Below are 15,605 nucleotides of genomic sequence, written 5' to 3'. Positions count from 1 at the left end.
CCGCTAAACACGGGGGCTGCGCGGCGGACACGCCGACGTCACCGCAATGCCACGCCATTTTGCAGAACTTGACGCACACAACTCTTTCGCTAGTTCGCTGTGGGGCTGTTGCTCCTATAAAGTGCACGAAAGAAACTCTTGGAATAGCGATCGTACCAAGCGGCAGCCCACTCGCCGACAAGTCGCTCTGTCGACGACACCCTACGCCGGTAGTCGACTGTTCGGCGGATACCTCCTTCTTCCTCAAGCTCGATGTCCAGGTGAGTAAACTTTGGGGTCGCATCCGAAAACCTGAGATACATGTATGCAAACACCGCGATATGACGTTTACCCATTGATAAGCAACGATTTTCAATCGCCACCACCGCAGACTGGACTGTGGCGAAATCCTCTAGCCTAACCGCTCGTTCTAGACGAACGAAGTCAAGGAACAATCTCCTGTCGGTAATTGCAAGGTTGCCGTCGGCCGTGTCTCGAACCCCGTGCGACAGCAGTTTTTGCGCAACAAAGCGATAAATAGACGCCATTCGCCGGTCTCATTTTCATGTGCGAGGCAGGAGATAACATGCGGACTAACCCTAGTCCTTGTGAACTGGGCGCCGTTTTGAGCATAATGTTGCCCTGTTTCGGCTTGCCTGAGGGCGCCTGTTGCCCGCCGTTTCCAGCGGGTATCAAGCCTTGGATTCTGCCACTAAAACGCGCTGACATAGAGGCCGCCGTCCACCGGTATGTTCTGCCCGGTCAGGTAGCCGGCATGGACCGAGCAGAGGAAGGCGCAGATCTGGCCGAATTCCTCCGGCGTGCCGAGTCGCTTGGCCGGAACATTGGCTGCTGCTTGCGCCTTGCGCGCGGCGGCGGCGGCCGGATTTTCGGGCGTGCCGGCCTCGTGCGGGCCGCGCAGCCGGTCGGTGTCGAGTTTTCCCGGCAGCATGTTGTTGATCGTCACATTGCGGTCGATCACCGTCCGCGCGACGCCGGCAAGGAACGAAGTGAGGCCGGCGCGGGCGCCAGACGACAGGTCGAGGCCGGGGATAGGCACATAGACCGACAGCGAGGTGATGTTGACGATGCGGCCGAAGCCGCGCGCCGCCATGCCGTCGATCACGGCCTGAACCAGTTCGACAGGGGTCACCATGTTCTGGGTGACGCCCTCGAGGATCTTTTCGCGGTCGAGCGCGCGGAAATCGCGAAACGGCGGACCGCCATTGTTGTTGACGAGGATGTCGGGATCGGGACAGGCGGCAAGCAGCGCCTTCTGGACATCGGGCTTGGATATGTCGCCGACGATTTCGGTCACCTTGACGCCGAATTTCTCGCGCAGTTCAGCGGCAGTTTTGGCCAGCACGTCGGCGTTGCGGCCATTGACGACCAGATCGCAACCTGCCTCTGCCAGTGCCATGGCACAGCCGCGTCCCAAGCCTTTGCTCGAAGCGCAGACGATGGCCTTCTTGCCGCGAATGCCGAGATCCATGGTGGTTTTCTCCTCTGATTGCCGCGGCAACCTACCCGTATGGCTGGACCAATCGCAACCGTCATACGCTTGTTGCATGAATCGGGGCATAGGCTCACGCGAAAGCAACGGTGACAAATGATGTCCGGCGCAGAGCCCCGCACTTTCCGCAGCATGTTCATCTCCGACGTCCATCTCGGATCGAAGGCGGCGAAGGCCGAGTTCCTGATCGATTTCCTGCGCCATCACGATGCCGATATCATCTATCTCGTCGGCGACATCGTCGACGGCTGGCGCTTGAGACGAAGCTGGCATTGGCCGCAGAGCCACAATGACGTCATCCAGAAATTGCTGCGCAAGGCGCGCAAGGGCGCCAGCATCACCTACATCGCCGGCAATCACGACGAGTTCGCGCGCCAGTTCCAGGGCGTTCATTTCGGCGGCATTGTCGTCGCCGACCGCGCCATCCATGAGACCGCCGATGGCAAACGCCTTCTCGTCATCCATGGCGACCAGTTCGACACCGTCGTCCATAATGCGCGCTGGCTGGCCTATCTCGGCGACTACGCCTATGACGCGGCGATGCTGGTCAACCGCGTCATCACGCGCCTGCGCCAGGTGCTCGGCCTGCCTTACTGGTCGTTCTCGTCCTGGGCCAAGGTCAAGGTCAAGAAGGCGGTGAATTTCATCGGCTCGTTCCAGACCGTGCTGACCGAGGAGGCGCGCCGCTCGCATGTCGACGGCGTGATCTGCGGGCACATCCACCATGCCGCGATCGAAAGCTATGAGGACGTGCAATATATCAACACCGGCGATTGGGTGGAGAGCTGCACGGCGGTGGTCGAGCATTTTGACGGCCGGATGGAGATCCTGCACTGGGCGCATGTCCTGCCGGAGACTCCGGTCGGCAGCGAGGTGCTCGTGCCGATCGACATCAAGGGCAGGGCAGTCCAGGCGGCTTGACCAAATCCGGCCGCACCTCGCTTCAATCGGTTAGTCCAGCGGTTTCATCGACTTTTTCGCCGTGTTAAGCAGCGGCAGGTGTGGCGGGCCGACCCGGCTGAATGCCGTGCCGACGGATCGCCTGTCAATGTCCTCGCTGCCGCCGCTTTCGCCCGAACAACTCGTCAAGCCACGCCATTTCGAACTGCGAATGAGCTTGATCTTCTTCACGCTCTTCGTTCCGCTCGGGACGCATGTGCCGTATTTCCCGCTGTGGCTGCAGGCGAAGGGGTTCCATGCCGAACAGATAGCCGTGATCCTCGCCGCGCCGATGTTCCTGCGCGTGGCGACGACGCCTTTTCTTACTGCGCTGGCAGACAAAGCGAGCGACCGCGCCAATGTCTATGTTGCGCTGGTCGCCGCATCGCTGATCCTGTCCGCCGGCTACCTCCTGCCGCCGACCTACGCAACGGTACTTGCCGTGTCGTTGGCCCTGACGGTCGTCTGGACGCCGCATTCGCCGATTGCCGATTCGCTCGCCCTTTCAGGTGTTCGCCGCTTCGGCTCGAATTACGCAAGCATGCGCAAATGGGGCTCGATCTCCTATCTCTGCGCCAATCTCGCCGGCGGTTTCATCCTGTCGGCGAGCGGTGCCCAGGCTGTCCCGGTGATCATCTTCGCGGCGCTGTGTGCCGCGCTAGCCGCCGGACTGATTGCGCCGCGCCTCGGCCGTCCACGCCGCGCCTCGCCGCTTTCGGCCGCCGATATCCAGCAATCGGCACCGAAACTCCTCAACCGGTACTTCCTCTATTTTTCGACAGGCGTCGGCGTCATCACCGCCAGCCACGCATTTCTCTACGGTTTCGTGTCGATCTACTGGAAGTCGATCGGCATCAGCGATTCGGTTGTCGGGCTTCTGTGGGGGTGGGGCGTCGTCGCCGAGATATGCATGTTCGTCGTTTTCACCCGCGCTTTCGCCTCCTTCTCGGTCGTCTCGATCATGCTGATTGCCGGGATTGGCGCAATCGTGCGCTGGTTCGCCTTTCCGCTGATCTGGCCGCTTGGGCTTGGCGTTGGCGGGTTTTTCGCGATCCAGACGCTGCACGCGGTTTCGGTGGCGCTGGTGCTGATCGGCCTGCAAAAGATGATCGGTGAGACGGTCGCGGAAGAACGCACCGGGGCGGCGCAAGGCATCGCCTACTTCTCCAATGGCTTCTTCATGGCGGCGGCGACGCTGATTTCCGGTCCTCTTTACGACCGCTTCGGCGCGAATGGCTTCTTTGCGATGATCCCGATCGCTCTGACGGGCCTGACTCTGATCGGGCTTGCCGCGCGTTCAGCCCCACAGCGCCCGCTCGGGCGGTGACACCAGCGAACCTTGGTAGACGAGACCGGGAACGCGGTCGCGGGCCAGCAGCAGCGGACCGTCGAGATCGACGAAATCGGCATCCTGCGCCAACAGCACGGCCGGCGCCATCGCAAGCGATGTGCCGACCATACAACCGACCATGACACCAAGACCCAGTTCGCGGGCGCGGTCGCGAAGCACGAGTGCAGCGGTCAGGCCACCCGATTTGTCGAGCTTGATGTTGACGGCGTCGTAAAGGCCGACAAGCGCTTCAAGGTCCTTCGCCTCGTGCACGCTTTCGTCGGCACAGATCGGTACCGGATGCGCGATGTGGCGAAGAACACCGTCATGTCCCGCCGGCAGCGGCTGTTCGATCAAGGCGATACCGTGCTCGGCGGCAAAGGCGAGGTTTGCGACGATATTGTCGTCATTCCAGCCCTCATTGGCGTCGAGAATGATTCGGCTGTCGGGTGCTGCCGCCGTCACTGCACGGATGCGCGCGATGTCGTTGTCGCCGCCGATCTTGACCTTGAGTAGCGGGCGCTGGGCGTTAGCGCGGGCCTGCGCCGCCATCGCCCCCGGCTCGGCGAGCGACAATGTATACGCCGTCTCAAGCGGTCGTAACGGAACGGTTCGTATCGTATGCGCCACCGGTGTTCCGCTGATCTTCGCTTCCAGGTCCCAGAGCGCGCAGTCGATGGCACTGCGTGCCGCGCCGGCAGGCATGGCATCGAGCAGGGCGATGCGGCTGATGCCGCGCGCGATCTCGCTGCGCATCGCCTCGATCGCGTCGCGCACACCCTCCATGGTTTCGCCATAGCGCTTGTAAGGAACGCATTCGCCGCGGCCTGTACGGCCGTTTTCGGTGATGGCGCAGGAAATCACCTCCGCTTCGGTCTTCGAGCCGCGCGAAATGGTAAAGGTCCCGGCTATCGGAAAGCGCTCGGCCTCGACCGAAATGACACGCGCCATATTTTTCTGCTCCAGCTGTGCGACAAGGAGGATATCGGCAAATCGACAGGTCGGCCCCGTCAGGCTAAACAGGATGCCATGTTGACCATCCGCAAACGCGACGCAAGCGGCCCTGCCAAGGAGCCCGACCACCAGCCGCGCATCGCGATCGGCGAGGAGGGCGACGTTCTCGGCTGCGCTTTCTCGGGAACCTGGACGACACGTACCGTTGCCCTGGTCGATGCCGAGATGCGTAAGATCGAGAAGCGCGGCGGCTTCAAGACGCTGGCGCTCGACCTTTCACAAATCGAGAAGATGGACACTGCCGGGGCGTGGCTGATCGACCGCCTGGTCAGCAGCTTCGAAAAGAAGAGCGTCGAGATCACGATGCAGGGGCAAAGCGAGATTGCCTCGATCCTGCTCGGCGCCGTCGGTGATGCGGTCCGACGCGAGCCCGAATCAGGTCCGGCAAAGCCGCCCAACATCATCATTCGCGGGCTCGAGGCGGTTGGCCGGCGCGTTTATGAGATGCGCGACGATTTCCTGGCCGCAATGAATATCCTCGGCGCCACGATACGCGGCTCGCAGATGAAGCTTGGCCGTGGCCATGCCGTCAACATGGCGGCGATCTTCAACCAGATCGATCGCATGGGTGTCGGCGCCATACCGGTAGTCGTGCTGATGTCGGCCATCGTCGGTGCGATCGTCGCCCAGCAAGGCGCTTATCAGCTCAGCTATTTCGGCGCCGACATCTTCGTCGTCGACCTGGTCGGGGTGCTGATCCTGCGCGAGCTCGGCGTGCTGATGACGGCGATCATGATCGCCGGCCGCTCCGGCAGTGCGATCACCGCCGAGATCGGCTCGATGAAGATGCGCGAGGAGGTCGATGCGCTGAAGGTGATCGGTCTTAATCCAATCGGCGTGCTGGTGTTTCCGCGGCTGGTCGCGCTGGTCGTCGCGCTGCCTTGCCTGACGATCATCGCCAACTTTGCCGCGCTGGGCGGCGGCATTTTGGCTGCATGGCTCTACTCCGATATTGCACCGGCAGCGTTCATCGACCGACTGCGTGTCGCAATCGACCTCAGCACCATCTTTGCCGGCCTGATCAAGGCGCCGTTCATGGCCATGATCATCGGCATAATTGCCTCGGTCGAGGGCATGAAGGTTGGCGGCAGCGCCGAATCGCTTGGCCAGCATGTGACCGCCTCCGTGGTGAAGTCGATCTTCGTGGTCATTATCCTCGACGGGCTTTTCGCCATGTTCTATGCAGCGATCGAGTTCTGAGATGGCGCTGCCGGGCACAAACACGACCAAGGTGGCGGCGAAAGCCAAAGAAGACGAGATCGTGCTGTCGGCGCACGACGTCACGGTGTCGTTCGCCGATCAGGTCGTTCTCGACAAACTGTCGCTCGATATCTGGCGCGGGGAGATTCTCGGCTTCGTCGGTGCCTCCGGTGCGGGCAAATCTGTTCTCTTGCGCACCATCCTTGGCTTGACGCGCAAGCAATCGGGAACAATCAAACTGTTCGGGGTCGACGTCGAGAGGGCAACCGAAAGGGAGCGCCTTCGCATCGACATGCGGCTTGGCGTGCTGTTCCAGCATGGTGCGCTGTTTTCGGCGCTGACCGTCCTCGAAAACGTCCAGGTGCCGATGCGCGAATATCTCGATTTGCCGAAGAAGCTGATGGACGAACTTGCCATGCTCAAGGTCGAGCTGGTCGGATTGCCGCCGGAGGCGGCGCAGAAATTCCCCTCCGAGCTCTCCGGCGGCATGATCAAGCGTGCTGCGCTGGCGCGCGCCCTGGCACTCGACCCGGATATCGTTTTCCTCGACGAACCGACGTCCGGGCTCGATCCGATCAGCGCGGCTGAGTTCGACGAATTGGTCGTCAAACTGCGCGATACGATGGATTTGACCGTGTATATGGTCACGCACGATCTCGACACGCTGTTTACCGCGTGCGACCGCGTGGCGGTGCTCGGCAACAAGAAAGTGCTGGTCGAGGGCACGATCGACGACATGCTCAGGAGCGAGGAACCCTGGGTAAAATCCTATTTCCGCGGAAAACGCGCCCGGCAACTTGATCTTGCGGCGCGCGCATAGCCATAAGTGAGCAATGGAAACCAGGGCCAACTACGTCATTGTCGGCATTTTCACGCTGGCCGCGATCCTCGCGGCTTTCGCTTTCGTCTATTGGACGGCGGCGATCGGCGAAAAGGGTGAGACGACGGTGCTGCGCGTGCGCATTCCAGGCTCCGCTTCGGGCCTCGGCCGTGGCAGTTTCGTGCTGTTCAATGGCGTCAAAGTCGGCGACGTGCGCCGTGTCTATATCGACGTCGACAATCCGACCGCTGCTATCGCCGACACCGAAATAGACCGGAATACGCCTATCACCAAGTCGACGCAGGCCGATATCGGGCTTGCCGGCCTCACCGGCCAGGCCAACATCGAGCTCAAGGGCGCCGACCCCAAGGAGCCAAAACTCCTCGACGAGGCGGAAAAGGAAGGCCGTGTCGCCGAGATCGTTGCCAACCCGTCGGCGGTCACCAACCTGCTGCAGACGGCGCAGAACATCTTCACCCGCGCCGACAAGGTCCTTTCGGAGCTCGAAGGCTTCACCAAGGATGTTCGCGGGCCGCTGACGCAGACCGTCAACAATGTCCAGACCTTCTCCGATGCACTGGCCAGGAATGCGGACGGCGTCGACAAGTTCCTGGCCAGCGTCAGCTCGCTGGCGGACGAACTGAAGGGTGTTTCGGGCAAGCTCGACGGCACCCTGAAGGCGGCGGAAGGGCTACTCAACGCCGTCGACAAGGACCAGATCAAGAGCATCGTCGCCAATGTCGACACGGTCACTTCCAACCTCAAGGAAACCAGCAAGCAGTTCGACACGGTCATCAAGAACGTGGACACCGCGGTAGGCTCGATCAACGACTTCGCCCAGAAGACGCAAGGCACGCTGGCCAAGGTCGACGGCGTTCTCGACGGCATCGATCCGGCTGAGGTTCGCACCGCGCTGGCCAATATCCAGAAGGCCAGCGAAAACGCCAATGAAGCTGCCGCCGACATCGCCAAGGTGACCAACAAGTTCGCCAACCGGGCCGACGACATCGACGAAACCATCAAAGACGCGCACCAGCTCGCAGGACGCCTCAACGATGCCTCGGTGCGAGTCGACGGTATCCTTGCCAAGGTCGACAAACTGCTCGGCTCCGGTCAGGCCGACGGCGTCATGGCCGATGCCAGGGCGACGCTCAAATCGTTCAAGCAGGTCGCCGACACGCTGAACGCCCGCCTCGGCACCATCACCGACAATCTGGCGCGGTTCTCGGGACAGGGGCTGCAAAACGTCGAATCGCTGGTCCAGGACAGCCGTCGTTCGATCAACCGCATCGAAGAGGCGGTGACCGACCTCAGCCGCAATCCACAGCGGATCCTGTCCGGCGGCGAGGGTGAGGTCCGGCAGTTCGACGGCAGGGTGCGCCGTTGACTTCGGCCTGCGCCCACCGCAAGAACATAGCTGGCAGATGCGCATTGTTTCCACGATCCGGGGGGGATCGCGTTTGAAGTCGATCAGTTCAGGCAGCGTCAGATCGAGTGGGTTCAAGGCCGGAGCGGCACTGCTGGCACTTTCGCTCGCCGGCTGCGCGGCGCTGGGCGGCAAGCCGGCGCCGCTGGATACGTTCGAGCTTTCGGCGCCGTCGCTGGAAGCGCGTGCCCACAGCCGTCGCCAGATCCTCATCGCCCAGCCATCGGCGCTCAAGGCGCTGGACAGCCAGAACATCGTCATCAAGCCATCGCCGCGATCGATCCAGTATCTCAAGGGCGCGCAATGGGCCGACCGGCTGCCGATGATCGTACAGGCGCGGCTGGCAGAGACGTTCCAGCGCTCGGGCAGCTTCACCGGCGTCGGCAAGCCAGGCGAGGGGCTGGCGATCGACTATCAGGTGATCGTCGAGATCCGCTCGTTCGAGGTGCGTGTCGATGGCGGCGAACATGCCGAGGTCGAGCTGTTCGTGCGCCTGTTGAATGACCGCAACGGTGAAGTGCGCGCTTCGAAGACGTTTAGCGCCATCGCGCCCGTTTCGGGCCATGGCAACCAGGCCTATGTCGGCGCGCTCGATGCCGCGTTCGGCGATGCGGCCGGGCAAATCGTCCGCTGGACCGACACCGTGATCTGACACAGCCGGAACTGCCGGCACGGCACTCTACAGCGCCAATGGAATTCAGTACGGCATGAAAAAGGCGGGAAATCCCGCCTTTTCGTTTGTTCTCTGTCGCCCGCTTAGTGCAGGCGGCCGCTGGCGTGGGCCAGCATGGTGTAGACCTTGCCGGTATCCGACGTCAGGTAGGTCTGTGCCATGATGTTGTCGCGGTCGTTGCGCGACACGTCCTTGAGCAGCTTTTCGAAATCGTCACAGTAACGATCGACAGCAGCGCGGAACTCCGCCTCCGACTGATATTTGCGGCGGATCTCGTCGAACGTCTGCTGGCCCTTCAGCGTGTAAAGTCGGCGCGTGAAGACGTCGCGCTCGCCGCGCCGGTAGCGGTTCCACAGCTCGATCGAGGCATCGTGATCGATGGCGCGTGCGATATCGACCGAGAGCGAGTTCAGCGATTCCACGACATGAAGCGGCGACCGCGCAGCGGGAGCCGGGCGCGGCGCTTCGGCAGGCGCTGCCGGCTTGGCGTCGTCTTCGCGTGATGCACCGGTCAGGAGGTCACGCACCCAACCGCCCTGCGGCGTGCGGCCGTTGGGGTCGCGCTGGCGCGGCGCTTGGTCTGCGGGACGTTCGAGGTCGAGCGTGCCGCGCAGCGCCGTCTCGCCCGAAGGCGCCTGCGGTGCACGGCGCTGTTCGGGAGCCGGAGCCGGGCGACGTGGCGGTTCGGCGGGGCGTGCGGCAGGCGCTTGCGGCGCCGGACGCAGGTTGCGCTGTTCCGAACTGTCGGCGCTGCGGCCAGATTTCGCAACGATTTCAGAAAGTTCCTTCAGCGCGTTGATCTGCTCTGAAACGGCACGGCGGATAGCCGTGGTTGATTCCTTTGCCTCTTCCGGCATCTCGATGACGCCTTTCTTAAGCTCGGCCCGGGTGAGGTCGAGCTCGCTCTTGATCGAGCCGGCGGTACGCCGCATCTCCTCGGTCGCATCGGCAAAGCGCTTGGTTGCCGAATCGACCACTTCGGAAATCGCGGTACGGATCTTGTCGGCGGATTCCAGCGTCTTGCCTTCGGCGTTCTGCAGCGTCTGGCCGACCAGATTCTCGAACGAGCGCATGACCCTTTCGAGATCTTCCGATTTCTTGACAAGACCGACGGCAAGGTCCTCCAGCGACGATTGCCTTTCGAGCGTGTGCTCAAGATTGCTCTGGGCCGAGCTCAACAGGTCCGAGGCACTGGAAAGCAACCGGCTGTGCTCGTCGAACTTGGTGGCGATTGAAGCAACCTCGCGCAAGGTCGACGACGACAGCTCGGTGAGCCGCGTCGTGTTCGAATCGACCAGACGCGCCGAACTGGCGAAGGTCTGCGCGGTCTTTTCCGTGGTCGCCGCGAAGCTTTGCGTGCTCCCGGTCAGGCGTTCGTCGACCTGGCCGAGATTGGTCGCCGCCTGCTCGATCAACTGACCGAGCTGCGAGCTGGAGGTGGTCATGCGGCCGATGAGGTCGGCAACGCTGTCGGCAAGCGTCGAGCGCGCGCCTTCGACGGCCGACAGGGTTTCGGCCGTACGGCTGGCGAGGGCGTCGACGAGGGCGGCGTTTTGAGTGCGCAGCTTCTCGGTCGCACGTTCGGTGACCTCTTCCATGCTCTTTTGCAGCTCGGAGCCGCCCTGGGCGAAGCGCTCGACCAGAGGCCGTGCCGTCTCGTCCAGGATTTTCGATATTTCGGCCGAACGTGCCGCAAGCATCGTATTGAGCTCGCGAGTATTGGCACCGATGGTCTTTGCAGCGTCATTGGTGCTCTGGCCGATATGCTGGCCGACCGCGGTGAAGGTTTCGGCGATCGAGTTGGCGCGCGAGACCAACTGCGCCTCGGCATTCGAGACCTGTTCATTGAGCTTTTGGCCCATTGTCTCGGCGGAGTAGGCGAGGCGGTTCTCGACGCCGGCGACCTGCTCCTCGACGCGGACCGCTGTGGCGGCGGCACTCGATGCCAGGCGTTCGTCGGCACCGGCAAGCAGTTGCTCGATTTCACGGGCATGGACGGCGAGTTCCTGGCCAGTCTGCCTGGCGCGTTCGGCAACCCGCTGCTCGGTGCTGGCGAAGGCACCGACAATGGTGTCGGCATGTTCGCCGATGGCGGTGCTGCTGTCAGCAATGCGGGACACCAGACGATGATCCGCCTCCTCGAAGATGCGGCCGATCTCGGACGCACGGGCCGAAAGTGCTTCGGAGCCTTCGGCAATGCGCGAAATAAGTTGCTGGTCGGCGGCATCGAAAATGCGACCGAGATCCGACGCGCGTGCCGCGAGCGCTTCGGCGGATTCGCCGATGCGCACGCCCAGCCGCTCGTCGGCCGTTTCGAAATTGCGCAGGATGTCGCCGGCACGTGCCGCCAGCGACTGGGCCGTTTCGATGGCTCGAGAGACCAGCCTGTGGTCCGCCGCGTCGAAGGTGCCGGCAATCTCACTTGCTCTGGCTGCCAGCTGATCGGCCGTTTCCTGGGCACGCGCGAGCAAGCTGTTCGACGTGTCGTCGACGCGGGCAATCAGTGCGCTCGACGTATCCTCGGCGCGGGCGGCGAGGCGACGATCTGCCTCCTCGAAGGTGCGGGCGATGTCCTCCGCCCTGGCGAGCAGGGCGGCCGAGGTCTGCTCGGCGCGCTCGGCGATCTTGCGGTCGGCATCGCTGAATGCCGCGCCCGCCTGCTCATGCAGCGCGCTGGTAACTTCCATGACCTTCTCGCGCAGCGCGCCGGCGACGAAGACCGCGCTTCTTTCGAGCACACTGCGCACGTTGTCGACACCCGTCGACAGCGCTCGCTCCATTGTGCTGGCGCGCTCTTCAATGATGCCTGTCTGCCGGCTGAACGCCTGCTCGATCTTTTCTACGTCCGCAGCGATCGCATCGGAGATGTCGGTGCTCCTGGCGGCGATCTGGTCGATATGGCCGGACAGCGAACGGTCGACATCCTTGCGCGTTTCGGCGAGCCTGGAGAGATCGTCCTGCAATGCGCGGGTCAGCATGTCGCGGCCCTCGCTCAGCTTGCCGACATGACCGGCGACGATCTCGTCGACTTCGCTGCGGCTCATTGCAAGCCTCTCCAGATCGGCTTCCAACGCGCGCCTGAGGATGTCGCGGCCTTCCGCCAGTTTCTCAACCTGGCCGGCAACCAGCCCATCGATGCTCGAGCGGCTTTCGGCCAGCTTGGCGAGATCGTCCTCGAGCGCCTTCGACAGGGTCGAGCGGTCCTGGACGAGCTTCTCTGCGTGGGTTGCGACAAGGCTGTTGACGTTGCCGAGATCGGCTTCCAGCGCACGCGAAAACTGCGCGCGATTATCGGTCAATAGCTGCGACTGATCGGCGATGGCGCCCCTGATCGTGCTGAGATCGGCCTCCAAGGCGCGCTTGAGGATGTCGCGGCCTTCGGCCAGCTTCTCGACCTGGCCGGAAACCAGTCCGTCGATGCTCGAGCGGCTTTCGGCCAGCTTGGCAAGATCGTCTTCCAGCGCGCGCTTGAGGATGTCGCGACCCTCGGCCAGCTTCTCGACCTGGCCTGCGACCAGCCCGTCGATGCTCGACCGGCTCTCTGCCAGCCTGGCGAGATCGTCCTCGAGCGCCTTCGACAGGGCCGAACGGTCCTCGGCGAGCTTGTTCATATGATCGGAGACGACGCCCCGCACGGTCTCGAGATCGGTCTCCAGTGCCCGTGACAGCTGACCGCGATCCTCCGCCAGCTTCTCGGATTGACTGGCGATAACGCCCTTGACGGTGCTCAGATCGGCTTCGAGCGCACGCTTGAGGATGTCGCGGCCCTCTGCCAGCTTTTCGACCTGGCCGGCAACCATCACATCGATGCTCGAGCGGCTTTCGGCCAACTTGGCGAGATCGTCTTCGAGCGCCTTCGAAAGGGTCGAACGGTCTTCGGTGAGCTTGTTCATGTGATCGGAGACAACGCCCCGCACGGCCTGCAGGTCGCTCTCCAGTGCCCGCGACAACTGGCCACGGTCTTCCGCCAGCTTTTCGGACTGGCCGGCGATGACGCCCTTGATAGCGTTCAGGTCCGATTCCAGCGCGCGCTTGAGGATGTCGCGGCCTTCGGCCAGCTTCTCGACCTGGCCGGCAACCAGCCCGTCGATGCTCGACCGACTTTCGGCCAGCTTGGCAAGATCGTCTTCAAGCGTCTTCGAAAGCAGGCTGCGATCATCGGCGAGCCTGCCCGAATGATCGGCGATCAGGCTCCTGATGTCGGACAGGTCGTTATCGAGTGACTGGGAAAGCCCGCTGCGGTCTTGCGCCAATTTCGCCGAATGGGCCTCGATGAGGCCATTGATGCCGGCAATGTCGGCTTCCAGCGCACTGGCGAGTATGGCGCGGCCCTCGGCGATCTTTTCGACCTGACCGGCGACGAGGCCGTCGATGCTGGCGCGACTCTCTGCCAGCTTGCCGAGGTCGGCCTCGAGCGCGCGCGAAAGGATGCTGCGGCCTTCGGCGAGCTTGCCGACGTGCCCGGCAACCATTTCATCAATTATCGTGCGGGCTTGCACGAGTTTTCCAGAGTCTTCGTTCAAGGCCTGGGCAAGCCTGTTGCGACCCTCTTCAAGGCTTTCGAGATGGCTGCCCAGCGAGGCGTCGATCGCTGCGCGCGATTCGTTGACCTTGCGCAGATCCTCTTCAAGGGCGCGCGAGATCAGGCCGCGGCCTTCGGCTAGCTTCTGCACCTGGTTAGCCACCGCTGCGTCGATTTCGGCGCGACCTTCGGCGAACTTCGCCAGATCGGCCTGCATTGCCGCCGCCATCCGGTCGCGGCTTTCGGAAAGCTTGCGGCTGTGGTTCTCGACGGCTTCCTCGATGCCGGCGCGAGCATCGGCAAGCCGCTGGATGTCCGTATCGAACGAACGCGATACAACATGGCGCGCCGCTTCCATGCGCCCGGCGAAATCGCCGGCGCGGGCTTCAAGCATGGTCGAGGTCGATGAAATGATGTCGGCCATGTCGGCGCCGATCTGGGTCTTGCCCTGATCGATCATCGCCGACAGCGTCTCCTTGCTATCCTGGAAGGTGTGGGCGATTTCGCGCGCGCGCTCGACCAGCGTCTCGTTGATCTGGCGTGCGCGAGCCTCCAGCGCGGCGTTGAGCTTCTGCGTGCCGGTGTCGAGCGCCTCGGCGCGGGTCTGGAACTCGCTGATCAGCGCCTGGCCACGTTCGGCAAGCGTCCGCTCGATGCCGTTGAGGCTGGCTTCGAATTCCGAATTGAGTGTGCGGGCGGCACCGCCGAGCAGCGACACCATGCCGCTCGTGCGGTCGTCGAGCAGGTCGGTCAGTGACCGCGTCAGGCCATCGGTGGTGTCCGTCAGCTTGGCGATCCGGGTGTCGAGCAGGCTGGCGAAGGCCTCGCCCGACGTCGACAGCCGATCGGTGATCGATTCGAGCCGGCCTTCCACCGAATCGAAGATCGACAACGAGCTTCCGTTGATCCTGTCGATCAGCGTATCGCCGGATTCGTTGATCGTCATCGACAGCTTGGTCGAGGCGTTGAGAATGCTGTCGCGAATGATATCGCTGGCGGCGTTGATCTCGTCTTTCAGTGTCTCGTGGGCGCCGGTGATCGAGGCGCGCACGCGCTCGGCATGGGTGACGACCGCTTCGCGCTCGCTGCCCAGCCCGTCGACCAGCGAGCGGATGCGGGACTCGTTCTCTGAATAGGAGCGCTCGATCTGGTTCACCTCGCTGTGGACCAGCGTTTCGAGCTCGACGGCACGCGCAAGCGTGCGTTCGATGCCTTCGCCCATGGCTGCCACCTCGCGGCGAACCGCTTGGCCGATCATCATGACGCGATCCTGGGCAAGATTTTCCGGCTCGGCCAGACGGAAGGCCACCTCGGTCATCGACTGCGCGGCAAGGCGCATCTCCTGAGCGCGCCGAATCATCACTGCGAATGCCCAGAACAGGATGACGGGCACGATTGCCGCGACCGCCAGGCCGATCAGCTCCGGACGGGCGAAAAACTGATCGAAGGTGCGGATGTTCCAGATGCCAGGTCCGAACAACAGGTTCGCAAGGCCGCCAGCGCCGGCGATCCAGGCCAGCGAAACGAAAGCCACGACCCAGTAGATCGTGTTCGAGGCGCGCCGATTGAGGGTGTGCAGGAGCGTCTTATAATCTTTTTGACGATCGTCGTTGGCCGGCGAGAAAGCTGCCGGCTGCGAGCCATTGCGCGTTGCGACAGGACGCAACTCAGCCTGCTTGGCCTTTGGCGCGGGATTTGCGATCTGGCTTTGATTGGCGGCAGGTGCCGCGTTCTGGGTCTGGTCCAGGGCAGGCGCTTCGTTCTGGCTGCGACCTTCGCGCGCCAGCTCGTCGGCGGCTTGCGATATTTGCGCTTCGAGATCTTCCATGGATGCAGCCATGTCGAAGTCGCCGCCGGCATCGCCGCTCAGATCGATCTCAAGTGCCTTTTCAAGTTCCCTGGCTACGTCGCTGTCGAGCGTTCTTGTCGTCGTTGGTTTCTTCGCCATGCCTTCGCTACCCTGTACAAGCTGCCGCGGGACTTATGGTTCTGCTTATTGATTGTGCCTAGCGTGTCCCGCGCAGGAGGCTGAAAATGGACCTGTCGTATCGTAATGACACAGCCGGGTAAAGAAAACATGCATTCCGCCCGATACGTAAAACTTTAAATATAAGGTTAACACAGCCGTGATTCTGGCGCCGTTATCGCGACATTTTTCCGGGCCAATCATTAACCCGTTGTCCACCGGA

11 protein-coding genes are annotated in these 15,605 nt (G+C 62.7%); 6 read left to right on the top strand and 5 right to left on the bottom strand.

Features of this window, described 5'->3' with window-relative positions:
- Window positions 1-89: 89 nt before the first annotated feature.
- Window positions 90-527, bottom strand: coding sequence for a hypothetical protein (locus tag NKJ23_RS24495; protein ID WP_023680006.1), 438 nt, complete (start codon window positions 525-527; stop codon window positions 90-92).
- A 164-nt stretch (window positions 528-691) separates the two neighbouring features.
- Complete coding sequence (locus tag NKJ23_RS24490; RefSeq protein ID WP_352682946.1) at window positions 692-1,471, bottom strand: SDR family oxidoreductase; 780 nt, start codon at window positions 1,469-1,471, stop codon at window positions 692-694.
- A 120-nt stretch (window positions 1,472-1,591) separates the two neighbouring features.
- Here NKJ23_RS24490 and NKJ23_RS24485 point away from each other — a divergent pair, with 120 nt between their 5' ends.
- Window positions 1,592-2,413 carry a UDP-2,3-diacylglucosamine diphosphatase gene (locus NKJ23_RS24485; RefSeq protein ID WP_352682944.1) on the top strand — a complete coding sequence of 274 codons (822 nt, stop codon included), beginning with the start codon at window positions 1,592-1,594 and terminating at the stop codon, window positions 2,411-2,413.
- Window positions 2,414-2,443: 30 nt separating this feature from the next.
- Here NKJ23_RS24485 and NKJ23_RS24480 read toward each other — a convergent pair whose 3' ends face one another.
- The gene (locus tag NKJ23_RS24480; RefSeq protein WP_352682949.1) at window positions 2,444-2,623 is read right to left on the bottom strand and encodes a hypothetical protein; all 180 of its coding nucleotides are present in this window, start codon (window positions 2,621-2,623) and stop codon (window positions 2,444-2,446) included.
- Between NKJ23_RS24480 and NKJ23_RS24475 the strand changes: the two genes are divergently transcribed.
- Entirely contained in the window at window positions 2,541-3,758 is a 1,218-nt protein-coding gene (locus NKJ23_RS24475; protein ID WP_352682942.1) for an MFS transporter, read from the top strand. The genes NKJ23_RS24480 and NKJ23_RS24475 overlap by 83 nt on opposite strands.
- Here the strand turns inward: NKJ23_RS24475 and dgcA are convergent.
- A complete protein-coding gene (dgcA, locus tag NKJ23_RS24470; protein ID WP_352682940.1) occupies window positions 3,729-4,712 on the bottom strand; it encodes an N-acetyl-D-Glu racemase DgcA in 984 nt (327 codons plus the stop codon). The genes NKJ23_RS24475 and dgcA overlap by 30 nt on opposite strands.
- 78 nt (window positions 4,713-4,790) lie before the next feature.
- Here dgcA and NKJ23_RS24465 point away from each other — a divergent pair, with 78 nt between their 5' ends.
- From NKJ23_RS24465 to NKJ23_RS24450, 4 genes are read left to right on the top strand one after another with little or no spacing between them, the layout of a single operon-like run.
- Complete coding sequence (locus NKJ23_RS24465) at window positions 4,791-5,975, top strand: MlaE family ABC transporter permease (protein WP_352682938.1); 1,185 nt, start codon at window positions 4,791-4,793, stop codon at window positions 5,973-5,975.
- 1 nt (window position 5,976) lies between these two features.
- Entirely contained in the window at window positions 5,977-6,795 is an 819-nt protein-coding gene (locus NKJ23_RS24460) for an ABC transporter ATP-binding protein (protein WP_352682936.1), read from the top strand.
- A 13-nt stretch (window positions 6,796-6,808) separates the two neighbouring features.
- The gene (locus tag NKJ23_RS24455) at window positions 6,809-8,182 is read left to right on the top strand and encodes an MlaD family protein (RefSeq protein WP_352540616.1); all 1,374 of its coding nucleotides are present in this window, start codon (window positions 6,809-6,811) and stop codon (window positions 8,180-8,182) included.
- A gap of 37 nt (window positions 8,183-8,219) precedes the next feature.
- Window positions 8,220-8,873, top strand: a complete 654-nt coding sequence (locus tag NKJ23_RS24450; protein ID WP_352682934.1) for an ABC-type transport auxiliary lipoprotein family protein — start codon at window positions 8,220-8,222, stop codon at window positions 8,871-8,873.
- Window positions 8,874-8,977: 104 nt separating this feature from the next.
- Here the strand turns inward: NKJ23_RS24450 and NKJ23_RS24445 are convergent, their stop codons facing one another.
- Window positions 8,978-15,364 carry an apolipoprotein A-IV repeat region-like domain-containing protein gene (locus tag NKJ23_RS24445; protein ID WP_352682932.1) on the bottom strand — a complete coding sequence of 2,129 codons (6,387 nt, stop codon included), beginning with the start codon at window positions 15,362-15,364 and terminating at the stop codon, window positions 8,978-8,980.
- Window positions 15,365-15,605 lie beyond the last annotated feature (241 nt).

Source organism: Mesorhizobium sp. M0184, from assembly GCF_040322215.1.
Lineage (GTDB): Bacteria > Pseudomonadota > Alphaproteobacteria > Rhizobiales > Rhizobiaceae > Mesorhizobium.
Note: the sequence above shows the minus strand (reverse complement) of the source record. Positions and strands in the feature narration are given on the sequence as shown.